12 protein-coding genes are annotated in these 15,984 nt (G+C 60.1%); 6 read left to right on the top strand and 6 right to left on the bottom strand.

All coding sequences use genetic code 11. From position 1 onward, the window contains the following. Window positions 1-670: 670 nt before the first annotated feature. Window positions 671-1,057, bottom strand: a complete 387-nt coding sequence (locus tag C1M53_RS16030) for a hypothetical protein (RefSeq protein ID WP_129413142.1) — start codon at window positions 1,055-1,057, stop codon at window positions 671-673. Window positions 1,058-1,427: 370 nt separating this feature from the next. Then, window positions 1,428-1,880 carry a pyridoxamine 5'-phosphate oxidase family protein gene (locus C1M53_RS16025; protein ID WP_129413141.1) on the bottom strand — a complete coding sequence of 151 codons (453 nt, stop codon included), beginning with the start codon at window positions 1,878-1,880 and terminating at the stop codon, window positions 1,428-1,430. Between the two features lie 316 nt (window positions 1,881-2,196). On the opposite strand from C1M53_RS16025, the gene C1M53_RS16020 reads away from it, so the two are divergent. After that, the gene (locus C1M53_RS16020; protein ID WP_129413140.1) at window positions 2,197-2,847 is read left to right on the top strand and encodes a BON domain-containing protein; all 651 of its coding nucleotides are present in this window, start codon (window positions 2,197-2,199) and stop codon (window positions 2,845-2,847) included. A 97-nt stretch (window positions 2,848-2,944) separates the two neighbouring features. Here C1M53_RS16020 and C1M53_RS16015 read toward each other — a convergent pair whose 3' ends face one another. The 3 genes from C1M53_RS16015 to C1M53_RS16005 form a co-directional block, all read right to left on the bottom strand. Beyond that, window positions 2,945-3,538, bottom strand: a complete 594-nt coding sequence (locus C1M53_RS16015) for an NAD(P)H-dependent oxidoreductase (RefSeq protein WP_129413139.1) — start codon at window positions 3,536-3,538, stop codon at window positions 2,945-2,947. 108 nt (window positions 3,539-3,646) lie between these two features. Beyond that, window positions 3,647-4,393: a universal stress protein gene (locus C1M53_RS16010; protein WP_245488161.1), complete on the bottom strand. Its 747-nt coding sequence runs from the start codon at window positions 4,391-4,393 to the stop codon at window positions 3,647-3,649. Window positions 4,394-4,583: 190 nt separating this feature from the next. Beyond that, window positions 4,584-6,974 carry a phosphoketolase family protein gene (locus C1M53_RS16005; RefSeq protein WP_129413138.1) on the bottom strand — a complete coding sequence of 797 codons (2,391 nt, stop codon included), beginning with the start codon at window positions 6,972-6,974 and terminating at the stop codon, window positions 4,584-4,586. Window positions 6,975-7,123: 149 nt separating this feature from the next. Here C1M53_RS16005 and C1M53_RS16000 point away from each other — a divergent pair, with 149 nt between their 5' ends. Next, window positions 7,124-8,323 carry an acetate/propionate family kinase gene (locus C1M53_RS16000; RefSeq protein ID WP_129413137.1) on the top strand — a complete coding sequence of 400 codons (1,200 nt, stop codon included), beginning with the start codon at window positions 7,124-7,126 and terminating at the stop codon, window positions 8,321-8,323. Window position 8,324: 1 nt separating this feature from the next. Here C1M53_RS16000 and C1M53_RS15995 read toward each other — a convergent pair whose 3' ends face one another. Beyond that, window positions 8,325-8,756 carry an ion channel gene (locus C1M53_RS15995; RefSeq protein ID WP_129413136.1) on the bottom strand — a complete coding sequence of 144 codons (432 nt, stop codon included), beginning with the start codon at window positions 8,754-8,756 and terminating at the stop codon, window positions 8,325-8,327. 1,124 nt (window positions 8,757-9,880) lie between these two features. On the opposite strand from C1M53_RS15995, the gene C1M53_RS15990 reads away from it, so the two are divergent. From C1M53_RS15990 to C1M53_RS15975, 4 genes are read left to right on the top strand one after another with little or no spacing between them, the layout of a single operon-like run. Then, window positions 9,881-13,312, top strand: coding sequence for a response regulator (locus tag C1M53_RS15990; RefSeq protein WP_129413135.1), 3,432 nt, complete (start codon window positions 9,881-9,883; stop codon window positions 13,310-13,312). Then, entirely contained in the window at window positions 13,297-14,148 is an 852-nt protein-coding gene (locus C1M53_RS15985; protein ID WP_129413134.1) for a CheR family methyltransferase, read from the top strand. Before C1M53_RS15990 ends, C1M53_RS15985 begins: the two co-directional genes overlap by 16 nt. After that, entirely contained in the window at window positions 14,145-14,723 is a 579-nt protein-coding gene (locus C1M53_RS15980) for a chemotaxis protein CheB (protein ID WP_129413133.1), read from the top strand. Before C1M53_RS15985 ends, C1M53_RS15980 begins: the two co-directional genes overlap by 4 nt. Then, a complete protein-coding gene (locus C1M53_RS15975; RefSeq protein ID WP_129413132.1) occupies window positions 14,720-15,895 on the top strand; it encodes a response regulator in 1,176 nt (391 codons plus the stop codon). The genes C1M53_RS15980 and C1M53_RS15975 overlap by 4 nt, the downstream gene beginning before the upstream one ends. Window positions 15,896-15,984: the final 89 nt, after the last annotated feature.

The following is a 15,984-nucleotide window of genomic DNA, read 5'->3' as shown; positions in this document are numbered from 1 at the left end:
TTTGACCTGAATCATTTTTTCGAACGACTTCGCAACGATTTGATTGTGGCACCGACAGCGGGCATGCCGGATTGCACACTTTCCATCAGGCATGGATTTGACGCGGATCAAAGATGTCCGGCGATGCCAGTGCTTGGATGAAGGTGCCGACGGGAAAGTGCACATGGTGTCCCCCAAAGCCGGGATAGCATGTGTGGTTCAGCGCGTATCCCGTCGGAGAGGTCCACCAACCTCAAGCTCCTGCGCTATGGGGGGCCAGGCGCAGGAGCCGGGACGGCGGAGGATCGCTGAGGGCGAAGGCCCGCCGACCGCGCGCCAATGTCCTTGTGAAACGCCTCAAGGCCGAGGCGCGCCCGATTTTCCTGACGCTCCGGGAGAACGACCCGCGTTCTCTCGCTGTTCGAGCATCTCGAGCTTTGCCTTTTCGCGGGCGAGCAAATCCCCGATCACCCGACGCCTGTCGGGCTCGGTTTCCCGAGCGAGCAGCCTTTCGAAATGCGCGATATTGGACAGCGCAATAAACCGGTCCACGAGCGCTCCTCGATTTCCGGGACATCGATCAGCAGGTTACACCTTCTGGCGTCAGCCCGCATCACGAAAAGCGCTGCGCGCGGGGGTAACACGGGATCCTGAAGACGGATCGCGAAGCCCCTTTTACGCGCGTGCGAGTTCACGGCTTTTCAACACGCGCTATCCGATAGGTGTGCATGGCGCCCTTACGGCCGATCGAAACATATTCGCCGGTGACGAAGCGCTCCTCGCCGAGCCGGAAACCGATTTCGTCATCACGGTCGCCCATTTCATAATCGAAATACCACTGGCCGCCTGGCTTGCGGCGAAGTTGTCCGACGTGCGCCTCACCGTCGCCGTTGAAGCGCCGCACGCGGCAAAACACCTGATGCGTTTTCCACTCATGAGGATCGAGATGGCCTTTCTCGTCCAGGGGCACCAGCAGGTCATAGCCTTCATGCTGGTCTCCGCCCGGATGTCCTTTCTCCCGTGCAAGCAAAAGCCGCACATGACGGAACCTCGGCGTCAGGTCACTCACAAGTGTCATGGGATTTTCCTTTCTGCGACGACCATGCACGGAGCGGAAAAATCAGACATTGATCCGTGTCAAAAGCTCAACCACGAAGAGACCACGGAAAAGACGTCCGCAGGAGCGCCGATCGAAGCTCGACCCACGTCAGGCGCTTCAGCAAGCCGTACAGGTATGCGCGGCTTGCGAGCACCGCGGCAAGCGCGATCCCGGCGCCGGCTGACGCTTACAGCCGCGCCCAAAACGACGAGCAAACAGACTGCCAGGACGATGCCCAGTCGAAAGGGCAATGTTTCCATGTCACCAATCCAACGCGCTGCGGCCGAACGGCAATCCCGGCTCACTGCCTCAACACATCGTGGTTTCAGTTGACGGTTTGGGCGGACACCTAGATCGTTTCCCTGGCCTCGCGCCCGGACAGCTGATCGATCAGGATTCGGAAGAAGACATGATCGGAGTGATCCGAAAGCGGAGGCGTTGTCGGTTTGAGTGCACCAGGCTCCCACCAATCCAGATGTTTGCTCAGCAACGACCAGGCGTGATCGCGCTGCTGCTTGTGGCCGATGCGGTCCTGAAGCTCTTCATAGGCGCCGTCGGCAACAACACTTTTCCATTCCCGGCCACTGCCGCGCTCTTCGAAAGCGACAGAGACTTTTGGATTGGCGCGCATGAACTCGATTTTCTTGCCCGGCATGGAAAAGGCGTGGAGGTAATTGTGTTCGTAGGCAAAATAGATTGGAACCACGTACGGAATCCCATCTTTCGCGCAGGCAAGGTGCCCCAGTCGCGCAGACGTCAACAGGCGCGTGCACTCCAGAGTGCTCAACGACCGGATCAACATTGGGGCCTCCCCAGATGGTAGGTGACAGCATGCGGCTGCAGCGCTTGAGTCGTTGGCTTTGATCGCAACCGACACTGGCCAACGTCATCGATCACATTTCCTCCACTACACCGGCAAAGCATCTTGGACCTTGAGCAAGATCAAACACCGAACCGTCCTGGTCCGCTGTCGCACGGCCCGGCGTTTCCTTATTCAGTTTGTCGCCTGCAGAATTTGGATGATCCGATCTTGACCTTGATCAAGGCAATCGCTCGCAGCCGGGAAGAACATCAGGAGCCGTAAGGCGGATGACCCGCCGATTTTGAAGGTGAACGAGATGAGCGACAATGCATTGAGACAAGACATCGTTGACGAACTCGAATTCGAGCCAAGCATCGATGCCGCCGAAATCGGAGTGGCAGTCAAAAACGGTATCGTGACCCTGAGTGGGCACGTCGCCACTTATGCGGAAAAAATCACGGCTGAGAGCGTCGTACGTCGTGTCAAGGGCGTGAAAGGCATCGCCGAAGAGCTCGAAGTCAGGCCCGCCGGCACTCACCGAACCGCTGACGATGAAATCGCCAAGCGAGCCGTGGAGACGATCAAATGGTCGACTTCAGTTCCGGAAGGAGCGGTTCAGGTGATGGTGCAAAAGGGATGGGTTACGCTCAGCGGCGAGGTGAGCTGGTGGTATCAGAAAACGGCTGCAGTCGATGCGGTCAAGGGGCTTGCGGGCGTGACCGGCGTCTCGAACCACATCGACATCAAGCCGAGAGCTTCGGCGGGCGACGTCAGAAAACGCATTGAAGATGCGTTCCGGCGTAATGCAGAGGTTGAAGCACAGGCAATCAAGATCGACGTGCTGGCAGACGGCAAGGTGCGGCTTGAAGGCAAGGTGCAATTGTGGTCGGAACGCAGCGCGGCGGAACGAGCCGCCTGGTCGGCGCCTGGCGTCAAGACCGTCGAAGATCGCATTACGGTCGGCTGATGGTCAGCCACGTCGGCAACAATGGGTGCGGCCCGGCAGCCGCACCTTTGCCTGCTGCAAGTCACATTCCCGCGATTCCACCTGGCCTGAAGTGCGCTTAGCGCGCGCGAACTCCCAATGAACGCATCTGATCGATCCATTTGCGGCGTCGGCTGCTGGAAACGGCTTCCACGGAACCCAGGAATGTCTGCCTGACGGGGCGTATTCCGACAAAATTGAGGATGCCGCGACGCATGCTGGCGACGCCCTGGCCCAGATACCAGAGGCGATAAAATGCGCTGGGCATGCCCATGGTGACCACAATATGTGCGGAGCATTTCGTGAACATGCTTTTGGTGAGACCAGCCTCTCCGCGCTCTGAATAGGCGAAGGCGATGCCGGGGCGCATGATCTGCTCCAGAAACGCCTTCAGCAGGGCTGGCATGCTTCCCAGCCAAAGCGGGAAGAAGAACACGATGTGATCGGCTTTCTTTATGGCCTCGATTTCGTCCGTCAAATCCGGCGCAACCATACCATGCCTGAACTCCTCCATTGACCGCAGGAACGGAAAGTTCAGCCTGGCTATGTCGATCTCGTGCACGGGGTGACCAGCCAGGCGAGCCCCCTCGGCATAGCTCGAGGCCAGCGCGCGACAAAGGCGCTTGGGGTCTGGATCGGGGTGGCCAACGATAACGACGATACGACGCTGCACGACGTACTCCCAGGTTCGCGCGGAACAATTCAGGTCAATTCGACAGGAAGCGATGAAAGTCTGTCTGGTCGATCAGGGAGCGCGTCACGCCGCCGAAGACCCACTCCCTCAGGCGGCTGTGTCCGTAGCGCCGGACACGACAACATCCGTCTGGTTTTCCCTCAGGAACGAGAGCAAAGCGTCGCTGTCGTGCGTATTCTCGACAATATGCGTGCGCGCCTTGATGCCGTGTGCGGCAAGAAAAGCACCAACATCGGAAAGACTCTCGCGGAGCCAGCTGTCCGTCGCGGCCACAACGGCAACGACGTCGACTTCCCCGGCGATCGCCAGCAACGGCACTGCATCGGCGACCGCGCGTCGCGACTCGCGCGTATCCTTCCACGCAACAGTCACCTTGTTCGCTTGCAGGCTATCTGCGCCTTTTGACGCGATAAGGAGCGGACGACCGGCTTGCAGGACTACGCTGCCGGGATTGCAAGCGCGAAACGCATCGCCAGTGGCTGCGCCATCCGACGCATTCATGATGATGAGATCAGCAGACCTGGCTTCGCGCGCCAGCCCCTGGCCTGGGTTATCGAGACTGTCACGCCACTGCGCATCGACCTTGTGATCGACGACCTTTTCGAATGCGTCGCGCAGCGCTTCGAAATGGTGGGCGATATCCTTGCGCATCATTTGCCAGGCCTCGGCTGCCATTTCGCCGCCTTCCACACCCGTGACGAGCAATGGCGCATCCGCAGCGCAGAACCCAATCAGCCTTGCCTTGAAGCGCCTTGCCAAATCGGTGGCTGCTGTGACGAGCGGGACGACTGGACCGTCAATGTCCAGATTTACGAGGATGGTTTTGTAGCCCATGGCCGGAAACTCCCTTGCCGCGATCGGTTGATGCTGGCAAGGATAGCCTCCCCTCCCAGGCATGCGCCTTGACGACAATCAAAGCACGGCCGACATCACCCTATTCAACTCCCGTTCGCTTGCGCGATGAGCCGACATCGCGCCAGGAACACCCGATGGGCGACGCCGGGAGGGTGAAAAGCCCCAGACTCTAGTTTGCGGCCGGCCAACGCCAGTCGCGAACCTGTGGCAGGTCAATGCCGTGCTGACGAATATAGAGCCGGTGTTCGATCAATCTGTCGCGGATGTCTTGTTTGACGTAGGGAGCCGATGCGCTCAGCCGGTGAACCCTGTCGAAGACATCGGCTGCCAGGTGAAACCGATCGAGATCATTGCGTACCACCATGTCGAAGGGTGTCGTGGTCGACCCTTCCTCCTTGAAGCCACGCACGTGCATGTTGTCGTGGTTGGTGCGTTTGTAAGCCAGGCGATGAATCAGCCAAGGATAGCCGTGATAGGCGAAGATGACGGGCTTGTCCTTCGTGAACAATTCGTCGAATTCGGTATCCGAAAGGCCGTGAGGGTGCTCGGTCTTCGGCTGCAAAGTCATCAGGTCGACGACATTGACCACGCGAACCTTCAAATCCGGGGCATAGCCCCGCAACAGATCCACCGCGGCCAAGGTTTCGAGAGTCGGGATGTCGCCGCAGCATGCCATCACGACATCCGGCTGGCCATTGTGGTCGCTGCTCGCCCATTCCCAGATTCCAATGCCTTTCGAGCAGTGCTTGATGGCCTGATCCATCGTTAGCCATTGCGGCTGCGGCTGCTTGCCTGCAACGATCACGTTGATGCGGTTCCAACTGCGAAGGCAGTGATCGGTGACATGAAGCAAGGTGTTGGCGTCCGGCGGAAAGTAGACGCGAACGATATCGGCCTTCTTGTTGACGACGTGGTCTACAAAACCGGGATCCTGGTGGCTGAAGCCATTGTGATCCTGCCGCCAGACATGGGACGTCAGCAGATAGTTCAAGGACGCGATGGGACGCCGCCAGGCAACATCTTTCGAGGTCTTCAACCATTTGGCATGCTGGTTGAACATCGAATCCACGATGTGGATGAAAGCCTCGTAGCAAGAAAAAAAGCCGTGCCGGCCTGTCAGGAGATAGCCTTCGAGCCAGCCCTGACAGGTATGTTCCGACAATATCTCCATGACGCGACCGTCTGGCGAAAGATGGTCGTCATAGGCGAGTGTCTCGGCGTTCCAGGTCCGATTTGTCACCTCGAACACGTCCTGGAGGCGGTTCGAGGCGGTTTCGTCGGGGCCAAACACCCGGAAATTTCGATGCTCGGTATTGGCGCTGAGCACATCGCGCAAGAAACGGCCGACAAGGCGCGTGGATTCCGCATCCACTTTCCCGGGCGCTTCAACCGCAACCGCATAGTCCTTGAAATCCGGCAGCCTGAGCGGACGCATCAAGGCACCACCATTGGCGTGCGGATTGGCGCTCATGCGTCGGTCGCCTGCAGGCGCCATAGCGGCGATTTCGGCTTTCAGCCGCCCGGCTTGGTCAAACAGTTCGTCGGGCTTGTAGCTGCGCAGCCAGTTCTCGAGCAGTCCCAGATGTTCGGGCTTCTCCATCGTGAAGGGAACCTGGTGCGAGCGCCAATACCCCTCTGCCTTGAGTCCATCGACGGTCTTCGGGCCCGTCCAGCCCTTGGGCGTTTTCAGGATGATCATCGGCCAGATCGGCCGCTCCGGCGCGCCCTCCCCTCTGGCCTTGTCCTGTATGGTGCGGATCATCGAGAATGCCTGGTCGAGCGCACCGGCCATTGCCTGATGCATGGTTGCTGGCTCCTCCCCTTCGACGAGGATCGGCGCATAGCCATAGCCTTCGAACAGTGCCTTCAACTCTTCCCTTGGAATGCGGGCGAGCACGGTCGGATTGGCGATCTTGTATCCGTTGAGATGCAGGATGGGTAAGACCGCGCCGTCACCGGCGGGATCGAGGAACTTGTTCCCGTGCCAGGAGGTGGCCAGAGGTCCCGTCTCCGCTTCGCCATCTCCCACGACACAGGCTGCGATGAGGTCGGGATTGTCGAACGCAGCACCAAAGGCGTGGCTCAGCGAATAACCAAGTTCGCCGCCTTCGTGGATGGACCCTGGTGTCTCGGGCGCCGCATGGCTGGGAATGCCGCCCGGAAAGGAGAATTGGCGGAACAGGCGGCGCATGCCGTCAGCGTCCTGCGAAACCTCCGGATAGAGTTCGCTATATGTGCCCTCCAACCATGTCGAAGCGACAATGCCGGGAGCGCCATGGCCCGGTCCCGCAATGAACAGCACCTGGTTGCTTGTCTGTCGGACGATGCGATTGAGATGGGCATAGATGAAATTCAGGCCGGGTGTTGTCCCCCAGTGCCCCAACAGCCTTGGCTTGACATGTTCCTTCCTCAACGGTTCGCGCAGGAGAGGATTGTCGAGCAGGTAGATCTGCCCGACAGACAGGTAGTTGGCGGCGCGCCACCACTTGTCGATGAGAGCGAGTTCATCATCGGACAAGGTGGTATCTGGGCTCGGGACGAGGGTCTTGTGATCAGCCATTCGGGTTCTCCGGCTTGAACTGCGAGCGGTCGCGGCGTCCTATCGAAACGGACAAAGATAGCCGCAACGTGACAAGTCGGGCGGTTTTGTCCTTGATGTCTGTCAAGGCAATCGGTCACCTACCCGCTAGGAGACCTCGGGAGGCGATCATGACGGACACGATTCTGGCGCTGAATGTCGGTTCTTCCAGCCTGAAATTCGCGCTGTTTTCACTCAACGGCGATCCATGCCTTACACCCATCCTGCGGGGCGGCGTGGAGCGACTGGCCGCCACACCGCGATTGACGATGGCAGCGGCGGACGGCACGCCGTTGGCGGATGCCGTCTTTGGGGGCAACGATGGCAACGCTGACGTCCTGCCTTTTTTGCTGAATGCGATTGAGTCCAAACTGGAGGGGGCAAATCTGCTGGCGGTTGGCCATCGCGTGGTTCACGGCGGGCGCGACTTCACCGGGCCTCGGTTGGTGACAGCCGAACTGCTTGAAGATCTGGATGGTTTGGTGGCGCTGGCGCCGCTGCACGAGGCTCAAAACATCGCGCCGATGCGGACCTTGCGCAGATTGCGCCCGCAACTGGTACAAGTTGCCTGTTTCGACACGGCGTTCCACAGCACCATGCCTGAGATCGCCACCCGGTTTGGATTGCCCCGCGCCTATGAGGCGATGGGTGTGCGTCGCTACGGCTTCCATGGGCTTTCCTACGAATACGTCTCCGGGCGCATGCAAGACATCGCTCCGGATCTTTCGAACGGACGCGTCATCGCCGCGCATCTGGGCAATGGAGCCAGCCTTTGCGCGCTGTTGCAGGGTCGCAGCATCGACACGACCATGGGTTTCAGCGCCCTCGACGGACTTTTGATGGGAACGCGTCCCGGAACGCTCGATCCTGGTGTCATACTTCACCTGCTTCAGCGCCAGGGCATGACCGCTGCGCAGATCGAGGACCTGCTCTATCATCGCTGCGGCCTTCTAGGGGTATCCGGTGGCATCGCAAGCGACATGCGCGAATTGCTTGCCAGCAAGGACGCCAGCGCACGTGAAGCGGTTGAACTCTTTGCCTATCGGTGCGCCAGCCAGATCGGCGCTCTGGCAGCTGCCCTGAACGGCCTGGATGGCCTTGTATTCACGGCTGGGATTGGCGAGCATTCCCCTGAGATCCGCAAGAGGGTATGTGACCGCCTGCGGTGGCTGGGCGTACGGATCAACGAGGAGGCCAACGACAGCAATGCGCCGCTCATCAGCACCGGAGCCAGCACAGTCGAGGTTCGCATCGTCCCGACGGACGAGGAAGCGATGATTGCGCGCCATACGCTGGCGAAACTGAAGAACCGGCACCGCGCACACGCGTGATCTAGAAATGTTCTCCGGTCCGGAAAGGACCGATCCGGGTTCCCGCCGAAATCAAATACGCGGTCGACCATCCGATGAGGAGAAACCCGTTAATTCCCTCCAGCGCGGCGAACATGCGCCACCCTGGTGCCGGCACGACATCTCCATAGCCGATGGTCGAGAACGTGACGGTCGAGAAGTAAAGCGCGGTGGCAAAGTCAGGTATAAGACCGAACAGGCGGTAACATGCTGCCCACAACCATATTTCGAGCGTCAGTACGCCAAAGAGGCCGAGCACGACGCTGATCATGGCCGCCACGCGGCTGCGTTGACCATGCATGCGGAACGTTGTCACGAGCTTAGCCATGCCATGCGTGATCAGAATGAGACCGAATGTGTGGATCAATACGGTGAGCGCAATCACCACGGTGCCGCCTGCGAGGGAGCCGGTCATGTCTGTGCCAGCTTCGTTGACGCTTGTCGCCGACAATGCTCGAAGGTGAATGCCAGCCTGTTTGTGCTCACCTCGGGCATCCCATTCATCAATCTGTCACTTTCCGAACATGCAAACGGTACGAATTTCAGCGTAAGCTAGTGGTTGTGGCGCGATCTGCCTTGCGCTATCGCAAATCGTTCTTGTGTTCGTTCCTGCCCTGACAGGCAGCGGAAAACGCTACCGTCGCGCTGACGCAGCGCGACGCGATTTCGCCGCATCGGTGCGTCTTCGAGGACAGCTGCCGCATTCTGATGCGCCCTACCGGCACGTTTTCCCATCCCGGTTGATGGATTTGCGATCCATGCGGCCTGGCATGTCCGAGGCGAAGCTTACTCTCTCACCCGCTCTGTGGCCTCGTCGATCAGCAAGAGACGCGCCTGAGCTCAGCGCAGGATCGCGATCGACGGTATTCGGCAGCGACAGATTATTGGAACCGCCGCATAGGGCGGGCGTTTCCAATGCTGCTTTAGCTACAAAGCCACGCCGAGAATGATCGCAAATCACTTGAACCGTCGCCAAAAACCGAGAGTGCCACGTGACGACATACGCAACCGTGATCGACAACATTGCGCGGGCTTTCTACGAAATCGACGGGTCATCGTGGGACGACATGCCTGAAGTCATGCAGGAGAGGATGCGCTCGCAGGTCGAATATTGCCTTGCTGGATCGCAGTACGCCTCCACAATGCTTCGCCGGCATGCCAATGATGAAACGGGCCAAGGGGGAATATCAGCATGCCAGGCTACAATTGGGAGCGGCCACCGCGCCTTTGGGAGCGTCGGTGGTTCAAGGCGATCGCGGTGATGTTGGCTGGCGCGTCAGTCGTATGGCTGCAGTTGCGCCTGCGCTCCTAGGCGAGCGCATGCTGTTTTGAGGATGGTGGCTGAACTGAAAGTCGAGCTGAGTGTCCGGCCTCTGTAAGTGCCAGTTCGTGAGAAACTCGACCGACGATATGTCCACTTTGATACGGAACAGCTAATATTCCGGTGCTATCGACAATCGGCAGCCGCCGAATCGTCTTTCTCGACACACTTCAACTAGAGCGAGCGTTAAGTGACGCTTTCTCCACCGCGAGATTGTCATGACCTCTTCTGCAAATACAGGCGTTTCCAGGCGTACCCTTGGGCTGGATCCGGCCATTGCGATCGGTCTCGGCGCAGCGATAATCTTTTTTCTGGTCAGTGGTACGATCGCATATCTGAACCTTCAAGCGCTACGCGAGGGCAATGAGCGGATCGTCCAGACCCACCGCGCCATCGTCGCACTCGATCAGATGCTCTCCATTGTTCAGGACGCGGAAACGGGTCAGCGCGGTTTCCTGCTGACCGACGACGCCCGCTACCTTGAGCCTTACACCGCAGCCTTGCGGTCAGTCCCGCTGAAGCTCGCTGAAATCGGCGATCTCTCCGGCGAAAGTTCAACGCAGGCGCCCAGGATCGCCAGGCTGAAACAGCACCTGGACGCCAAGCTCGACGAAATGAAGGACACCATCGAGCTGCGTCGTTCCCAAGGTCTCGAAGCCGCTCTCGCGCTTGTGAATTCAGACCGCGGCAAGACCGAAATGGATGCCATTCGCGTCCAGCTCGCCGAAATGGCGACCGAAGAAACGCGGGTGCGCCAGGAACGTCTCGCGCAGATGGCCAGTGCACAGGCCACGGCACTCGCCAGCAGCCTGCTTTCAGGGGTACTCGGTCTGATCTTGACGCTGACGATCGGCTTCCTCATTCGCCGGGCCACCTTGGCCCGGCGACGCGAAGAGTGGCTGCAGGCCGGCCAGGTCGGACTGGCCACGGCGATGTTGGGCGACCAGTCGCTGGAGCAGCTTGGTGACAGCGTGCTGCAATTCCTGGCAAGCTATACCGGCGCTGTCGCGGGTGCTTTGTTCGTTGGCAGCGGTGTCTATCGGCGCGCTTCGGCCTATGGCGTGCCGGAAGGCGCCAAACTCCCGTTGGAGATCAAGCCGCGGGACGGCCTGCTGGGACAAGCCGTTGCCGAAAACCGAACCCTGGTGGTCGAAGACGCGCCCGGCGGCTATCTGGCCTTCGGTTCGGCACTCGGCCAGGCACGTCCCAGCCATCTCGCTCTGGTGCCAGCAAGCCTGGACGGCAAGGTCAATTCGGTCTTTGAACTCGGGTTCCTTCATCCCATCGACGAACGCACCGTAGCGCTTCTGGAAGAGGCATCCGCGGCCATTGCCATTGCTGTGCGGTCAGCAACATACCGCGAGGAACTGCGAACCCTCCTGGACGAGACCCAGCGTCAAGCCGAGGAGCTCCAGACGCAAAGCGAGGAACTGCGTGTCTCCAATGAGGAACTGGAGGAGCAAGGACGTGCGCTCAAGGAATCCCAGGGGCGCCTGGAGCAACAGCAGGCCGAGCTTGAGCAGACCAATTCACAACTCGAAGAACAGACCCAGCAGTTGGAGACGCAGCGCGACGATCTGGAGCGTGTCAACGCTTCCGTGCAGTCGAAGGCGCGCGAACTCGAGCAGGCGAGCCGGTACAAGTCCGACTTCCTTGCCAACATGTCCCATGAGCTGCGCACCCCGCTCAACTCCTCGCTGATCCTCGCCAAGCTGCTGGCGGACAACGCCGACGACAATCTGACCGAGGAGCAGGTCAAATACGCCAAGACGATCCAGTCGTCAGGCAATGACCTGCTGACCCTCATCAACGACATTCTGGACCTGTCCAAGATCGAAGCTGGTCATGTCGAGATCCGCCCGGAAGCCGTTCCGGTGGAACGGCTCGCCAGCAATCTGCGCCAGCTTTTCGAGCCCGTGGCGGCCGAAAAGAAGCTCGATCTCATCGTCAATGTGGAAGAAGGCTGCCCTGCCGAGATCGAAACCGATCCACAACGTCTCGAACAGGTCCTCAAGAACCTTTTGTCGAACGCCTGCAAATTCACCGAGACCGGCCAGGTCAAGCTGTCGATAGCAAAGGCCGCAAATGAGCGCATTTCCTTCGCCGTTTCCGACACCGGGATCGGGATCAGCGCGGAGCAGCAGCAGCGCGTTTTCGAGGCATTTCACCAGGCCGATGGCACCATCAGCCGCAAATTCGGCGGCACAGGCCTTGGCTTGTCGATCTCGCGTCAGCTTGCCCAGCTGCTGGGTGGCATGATCGACGTCCAAAGCGAGGAAGGAAAAGGAAGCACCTTCACCGTCACGATCCCGGCGGGGTTCGATCCGGCGAGGCTGCCCTCTCGCGAAATCCCGGCGAGCATCGCGGCCACCGTCGTCCCGACCGCTACGGACGCGCCGCGCTCGGCCCGGCCAACGGTCCTGCGACGGGTGAAGGACGACCGCAACGCACTAGCCGATGCCAAACGAGTGCTTTTGGTGGTCGAGGATGACGACAAGTTCGCCGCCATCCTGCGCGATATTTCCCGGGAAATGGGATTTCACGCGCTAGTCGCGGGAACCGCCGACGAAGCATTAAATCTCGCAAGGGACTTCCTGCCGAGCGCAATCATCCTCGATGTCGGGCTGCCAGACCAGTCCGGCCTGTCAGTGCTCGACCGGCTGAAGCGCGACGACCAGACCCGGCACATCCCCATCCATGTCGTCTCGGGGCAGGATCATTCCGAAACCGCTTTTGCGCTGGGCGCCGTCGGCTATGAGATCAAGCCGGTCAAGCGCGAACAACTGGTCGAAGTCCTGCAGAAGTTCGAGGCAAGGCTCACCAAGCGCGCGAACCGCATTCTGATCGTCGAGGATGATCCCGTCCAGCGCGAAGCGGTGTCGAAACTGCTGGCCGCCGACGACGTCGAAACCGTCACCGCCGGTACGGCGGCCGAGTGCTTCCAGCTCCTCGGCGAGCAGACATTCGACTGCATGGTGCTCGATCTCACCCTGCCGGATGCCTCCGGTTATTCGCTGCTCGAAAAGCTGAGTCAGGAAGGCGATTACTCCTTCCCTCCGGTGATCGTCTACACCGGCAAGGAACTCACGGCCGACGATGAACAGCGTCTTCGGCGCTATTCGAAATCGATCATCATCAAGGGCGCGAAGTCACCGGAGCGCCTGCTCGATGAGGTCAGTCTGTTCCTCCATCAGGTCATTTCGGAGTTGCCGCAGGAACAGCAGAAGATGATCCGCAAGTCGAGGAACCGTGACGCTCTGCTTGAAGGGCGGCGCATCCTCATTGTCGAGGATGATATTCGCAATGTTTATGCGCTGACCAATGTGCTGGAGCCGCGCGGAGCAAGCGTCGAAATCGCCCGCAATGGGCAAGAAGCCCTGAATGCCTTGTCCAGCACGGTCAACGAACAGGCAAAACCAATCGACCTCGTGTTGATGGACGTCATGATGCCGGTGATGGATGGGCTGACCGCCACACGGGAAATTCGCAGGCAGTCCCAATGGAAGAAACTGCCCATCATCGCGCTGACCGCAAAGGCGATGCCGGACGATCAACAACGTTGCATCGACGCTGGCGCCAACGACTACATGGCAAAGCCACTGGATGTCGAAAAGCTCCTGTCTCTCGTGCGCGTATGGATGCCAAAGTGACGGAAACCGGCGCGCCCGCAAAGGTCGAGGACATCGAAATCCGGCTGCTGCTGGAGGCCCTGTTCGTTCGCTACCACTATGATTTCCGCAACTACTCGATGGCTTCGATCAAGCGCCGGCTCCGGCAGGCGCGCCAGCAGATGGGGTTCGCCACCTTCTCGGCGATGCAGGAACAGGTCCTGCACGAGCCGGCCATGCTGCCGCATCTTTTGCGCTATCTCACAGTGCAGGTCAGCGAGATGTTCAGGGATCCGAGCTACTTCCGTGCCATCCGCGAAAAGGTGGTGCCTCACCTGAAGACCTACCCTTCCCTCAAGGTCTGGATCGCAGGCTGCAGCGAGGGCGAAGAACTCTATTCGCTGGTCATTCTGTTTCGCGAGGAAGGTCTGGAAGAACGCACCATCTTCTACGCCACCGACATCAACCAGGACGCGCTTCATGCCGCGGAAGCCGGCGTCTACGCCATCGACCGGATTCCGCTTTTCACGGAGAACCACCGCAAGTCGGGGGGCAGATCGTCGCTCTCGGACTATTACCAGGCCGCTTATGGCAAAGCCTCGTTCGACCGGACGTTGCGCCGCAACGTCGTGTTTTCGGACCACAGCCTGGTGACGGACGCGGTCTTCGCCGAAATGCACCTGATCTCCTGCCGCAACGTCCTGATCTATTTCGATCGCGATCTGCAGGACCGGGCGCTCGGCCTTTTCAAGGACTCGCTCGCCCGCAAGGGTTTCCTGGGCCTCGGCGCCAAGGAGAGCCTGCGCTTTTCGCACCATGGCGATGGTTTCGAGGATTTCGTCCGTGAAGAGAAGATCTACCAGGGGCGCTGGCCGTGACGCCAAGCCCTGCAGAAGCCATCGTCATCGGAGCCTCGGCAGGGGCCCTTGAGGCGCTCTCCGCGATTCTTCCCAAATTGCCGCGGAACTTCGGTTTGCCGATCCTGGTTGTCGTCCATGTTCCGCCTGACCGGCACAGCCTGCTGGCGGAACTGCTGGGCGCAAAGTGCCTGGTGGCCGTCAAGGAAGCCGAGGACAAGGAACCCATTGTCGGCGGCACGGTTTACGTCGCCCCGCCAGACTATCATCTCCTAGTCGAGGTCGAGCGGACACTGGCACTCTCCTGCGACGAACCTGTCCTGTTTTCGCGCCCTTCGATCGACGTCCTTTTCGAGAGCGCCGCAGACGCCTATGGGCCAGCACTGCTCGCCATTGTCCTCACCGGCGCCAACCAGGATGGCGCGCGCGGATTGCGGGCAGTCGTCGCATGCGGCGGCACTGCACTCGTCCAGGACCCGGCCGGCGCGTTCGCGCCGGCAATGCCGGAAGCGGCAATCCACTCAGTTCCCGGCGCCCTTGTCATGTCGCTCGATGAGATCGCCGTCACGCTCCAAACCATGCAGGCCCGTCCATGAACCCAGTTCATTTTCTCCTTGTCGACGATCTCGAAGAGAACCTTCTCTCGCTCGAAGGTCTGCTGCGCCGGGATGACCTTGTTCTGCTGAAGGCTCGCTCAGGCGACGAAGCCCTGGAGCTGCTGCTTCAGCACGATGTCGCGCTCGCCTTGGTCGACGTGCAGATGCCTGGCCTCAATGGCTTCGAGCTCGCCGAACTGATGCGTGGCAATGAGCGGACCCGCCGCATCCCGATCATCTTCGTGACGGCAGGCAGCGCCAGTGGCCAGCGCCGGTTCCGCGGCTACGAGACCGGGGCGGTGGATTTCATCCAGAAGCCGATCGAACCCGACATCCTGCGCAGCAAGGCGGATGTGTTCTTCGAACTCTACCGCCAGCGCCAGCAGATTTCAGCCCAGCGCGATGCATTGCAGGCTCAGGCCGAAGCGCTCGCCGAAGCCGGCCGGCGCAAGGACGAATTCCTGCTGACGCTGACGCAGGATCTGAGCCTGCATCAGGATGCCAGGGCGCAGCAGGATGTGCTGCTGCGCGAGGTCAACCATCGCATCAAGAACCTGTTCAGCCTGACCTCCGGGCTGATCTCGCTCAGCGCAAAAACCGCGCAGACGGTCGATGAACTGTCCAGTGACCTGAAAGGGCGTCTGCGGACGCTTGCGGCAGCGCATGATCTGACGCTTCCCGACCTGAACAACGGCCAGACCCCGGTCAGCTCCGCCGCAACGGTTGCTGCCCTCGTGAAAGCCATCCTTGCCCCTTATGAACTTGAGCACGCCTCACGCATCGAAGTTGCGGGCGCCGATGTGCCGATTTCGGGCAGCGCGCTGACGTCACTCGCGCTGCTGCTGCACGAACTTGCCACCAATGCCGCCAAATATGGTGCGCTGTCGACACCGGAGGGCCGCCTGAGGGTCACGATCTCCGATGGCGGCGAGGATCTACGGCTTGCCTGGAAGGAGGAAGCCAACCTTGCTTCGCGCAGGGATCCCGGCCGGGAAGGATTCGGTACAGCGCTGGAGAAGGCCGTTCTGCGGGGTCTGGACGGGCGCATTCTGAGAGACTGGCAAGACAGCGGGCTTGCCCTGACGCTCGACATCCCGCTGGGCAGCTTGCTGCCGCCAAAAACGCCTTTGAAAAGCGATCGAGACCGGCCTGATCAGGAGCGGCGCGTCTGAACGAGACTAGCGTTTTTTTGAGTGTCGTCGCACATTTGATTTCGGATCGGATTTTCAACCCACCGAAGAAAAGGCGAGACCGCCGGTTC

The sequence above is a fragment of the Mesorhizobium sp. Pch-S genome, from assembly GCF_004136315.1.
In the GTDB taxonomy this organism is placed as follows: Bacteria; Pseudomonadota; Alphaproteobacteria; order Rhizobiales; family Rhizobiaceae; genus Mesorhizobium.
The sequence above is the reverse complement of the archived record's forward strand: the minus strand, read 5'-3'. Positions and strand labels throughout refer to the sequence as shown.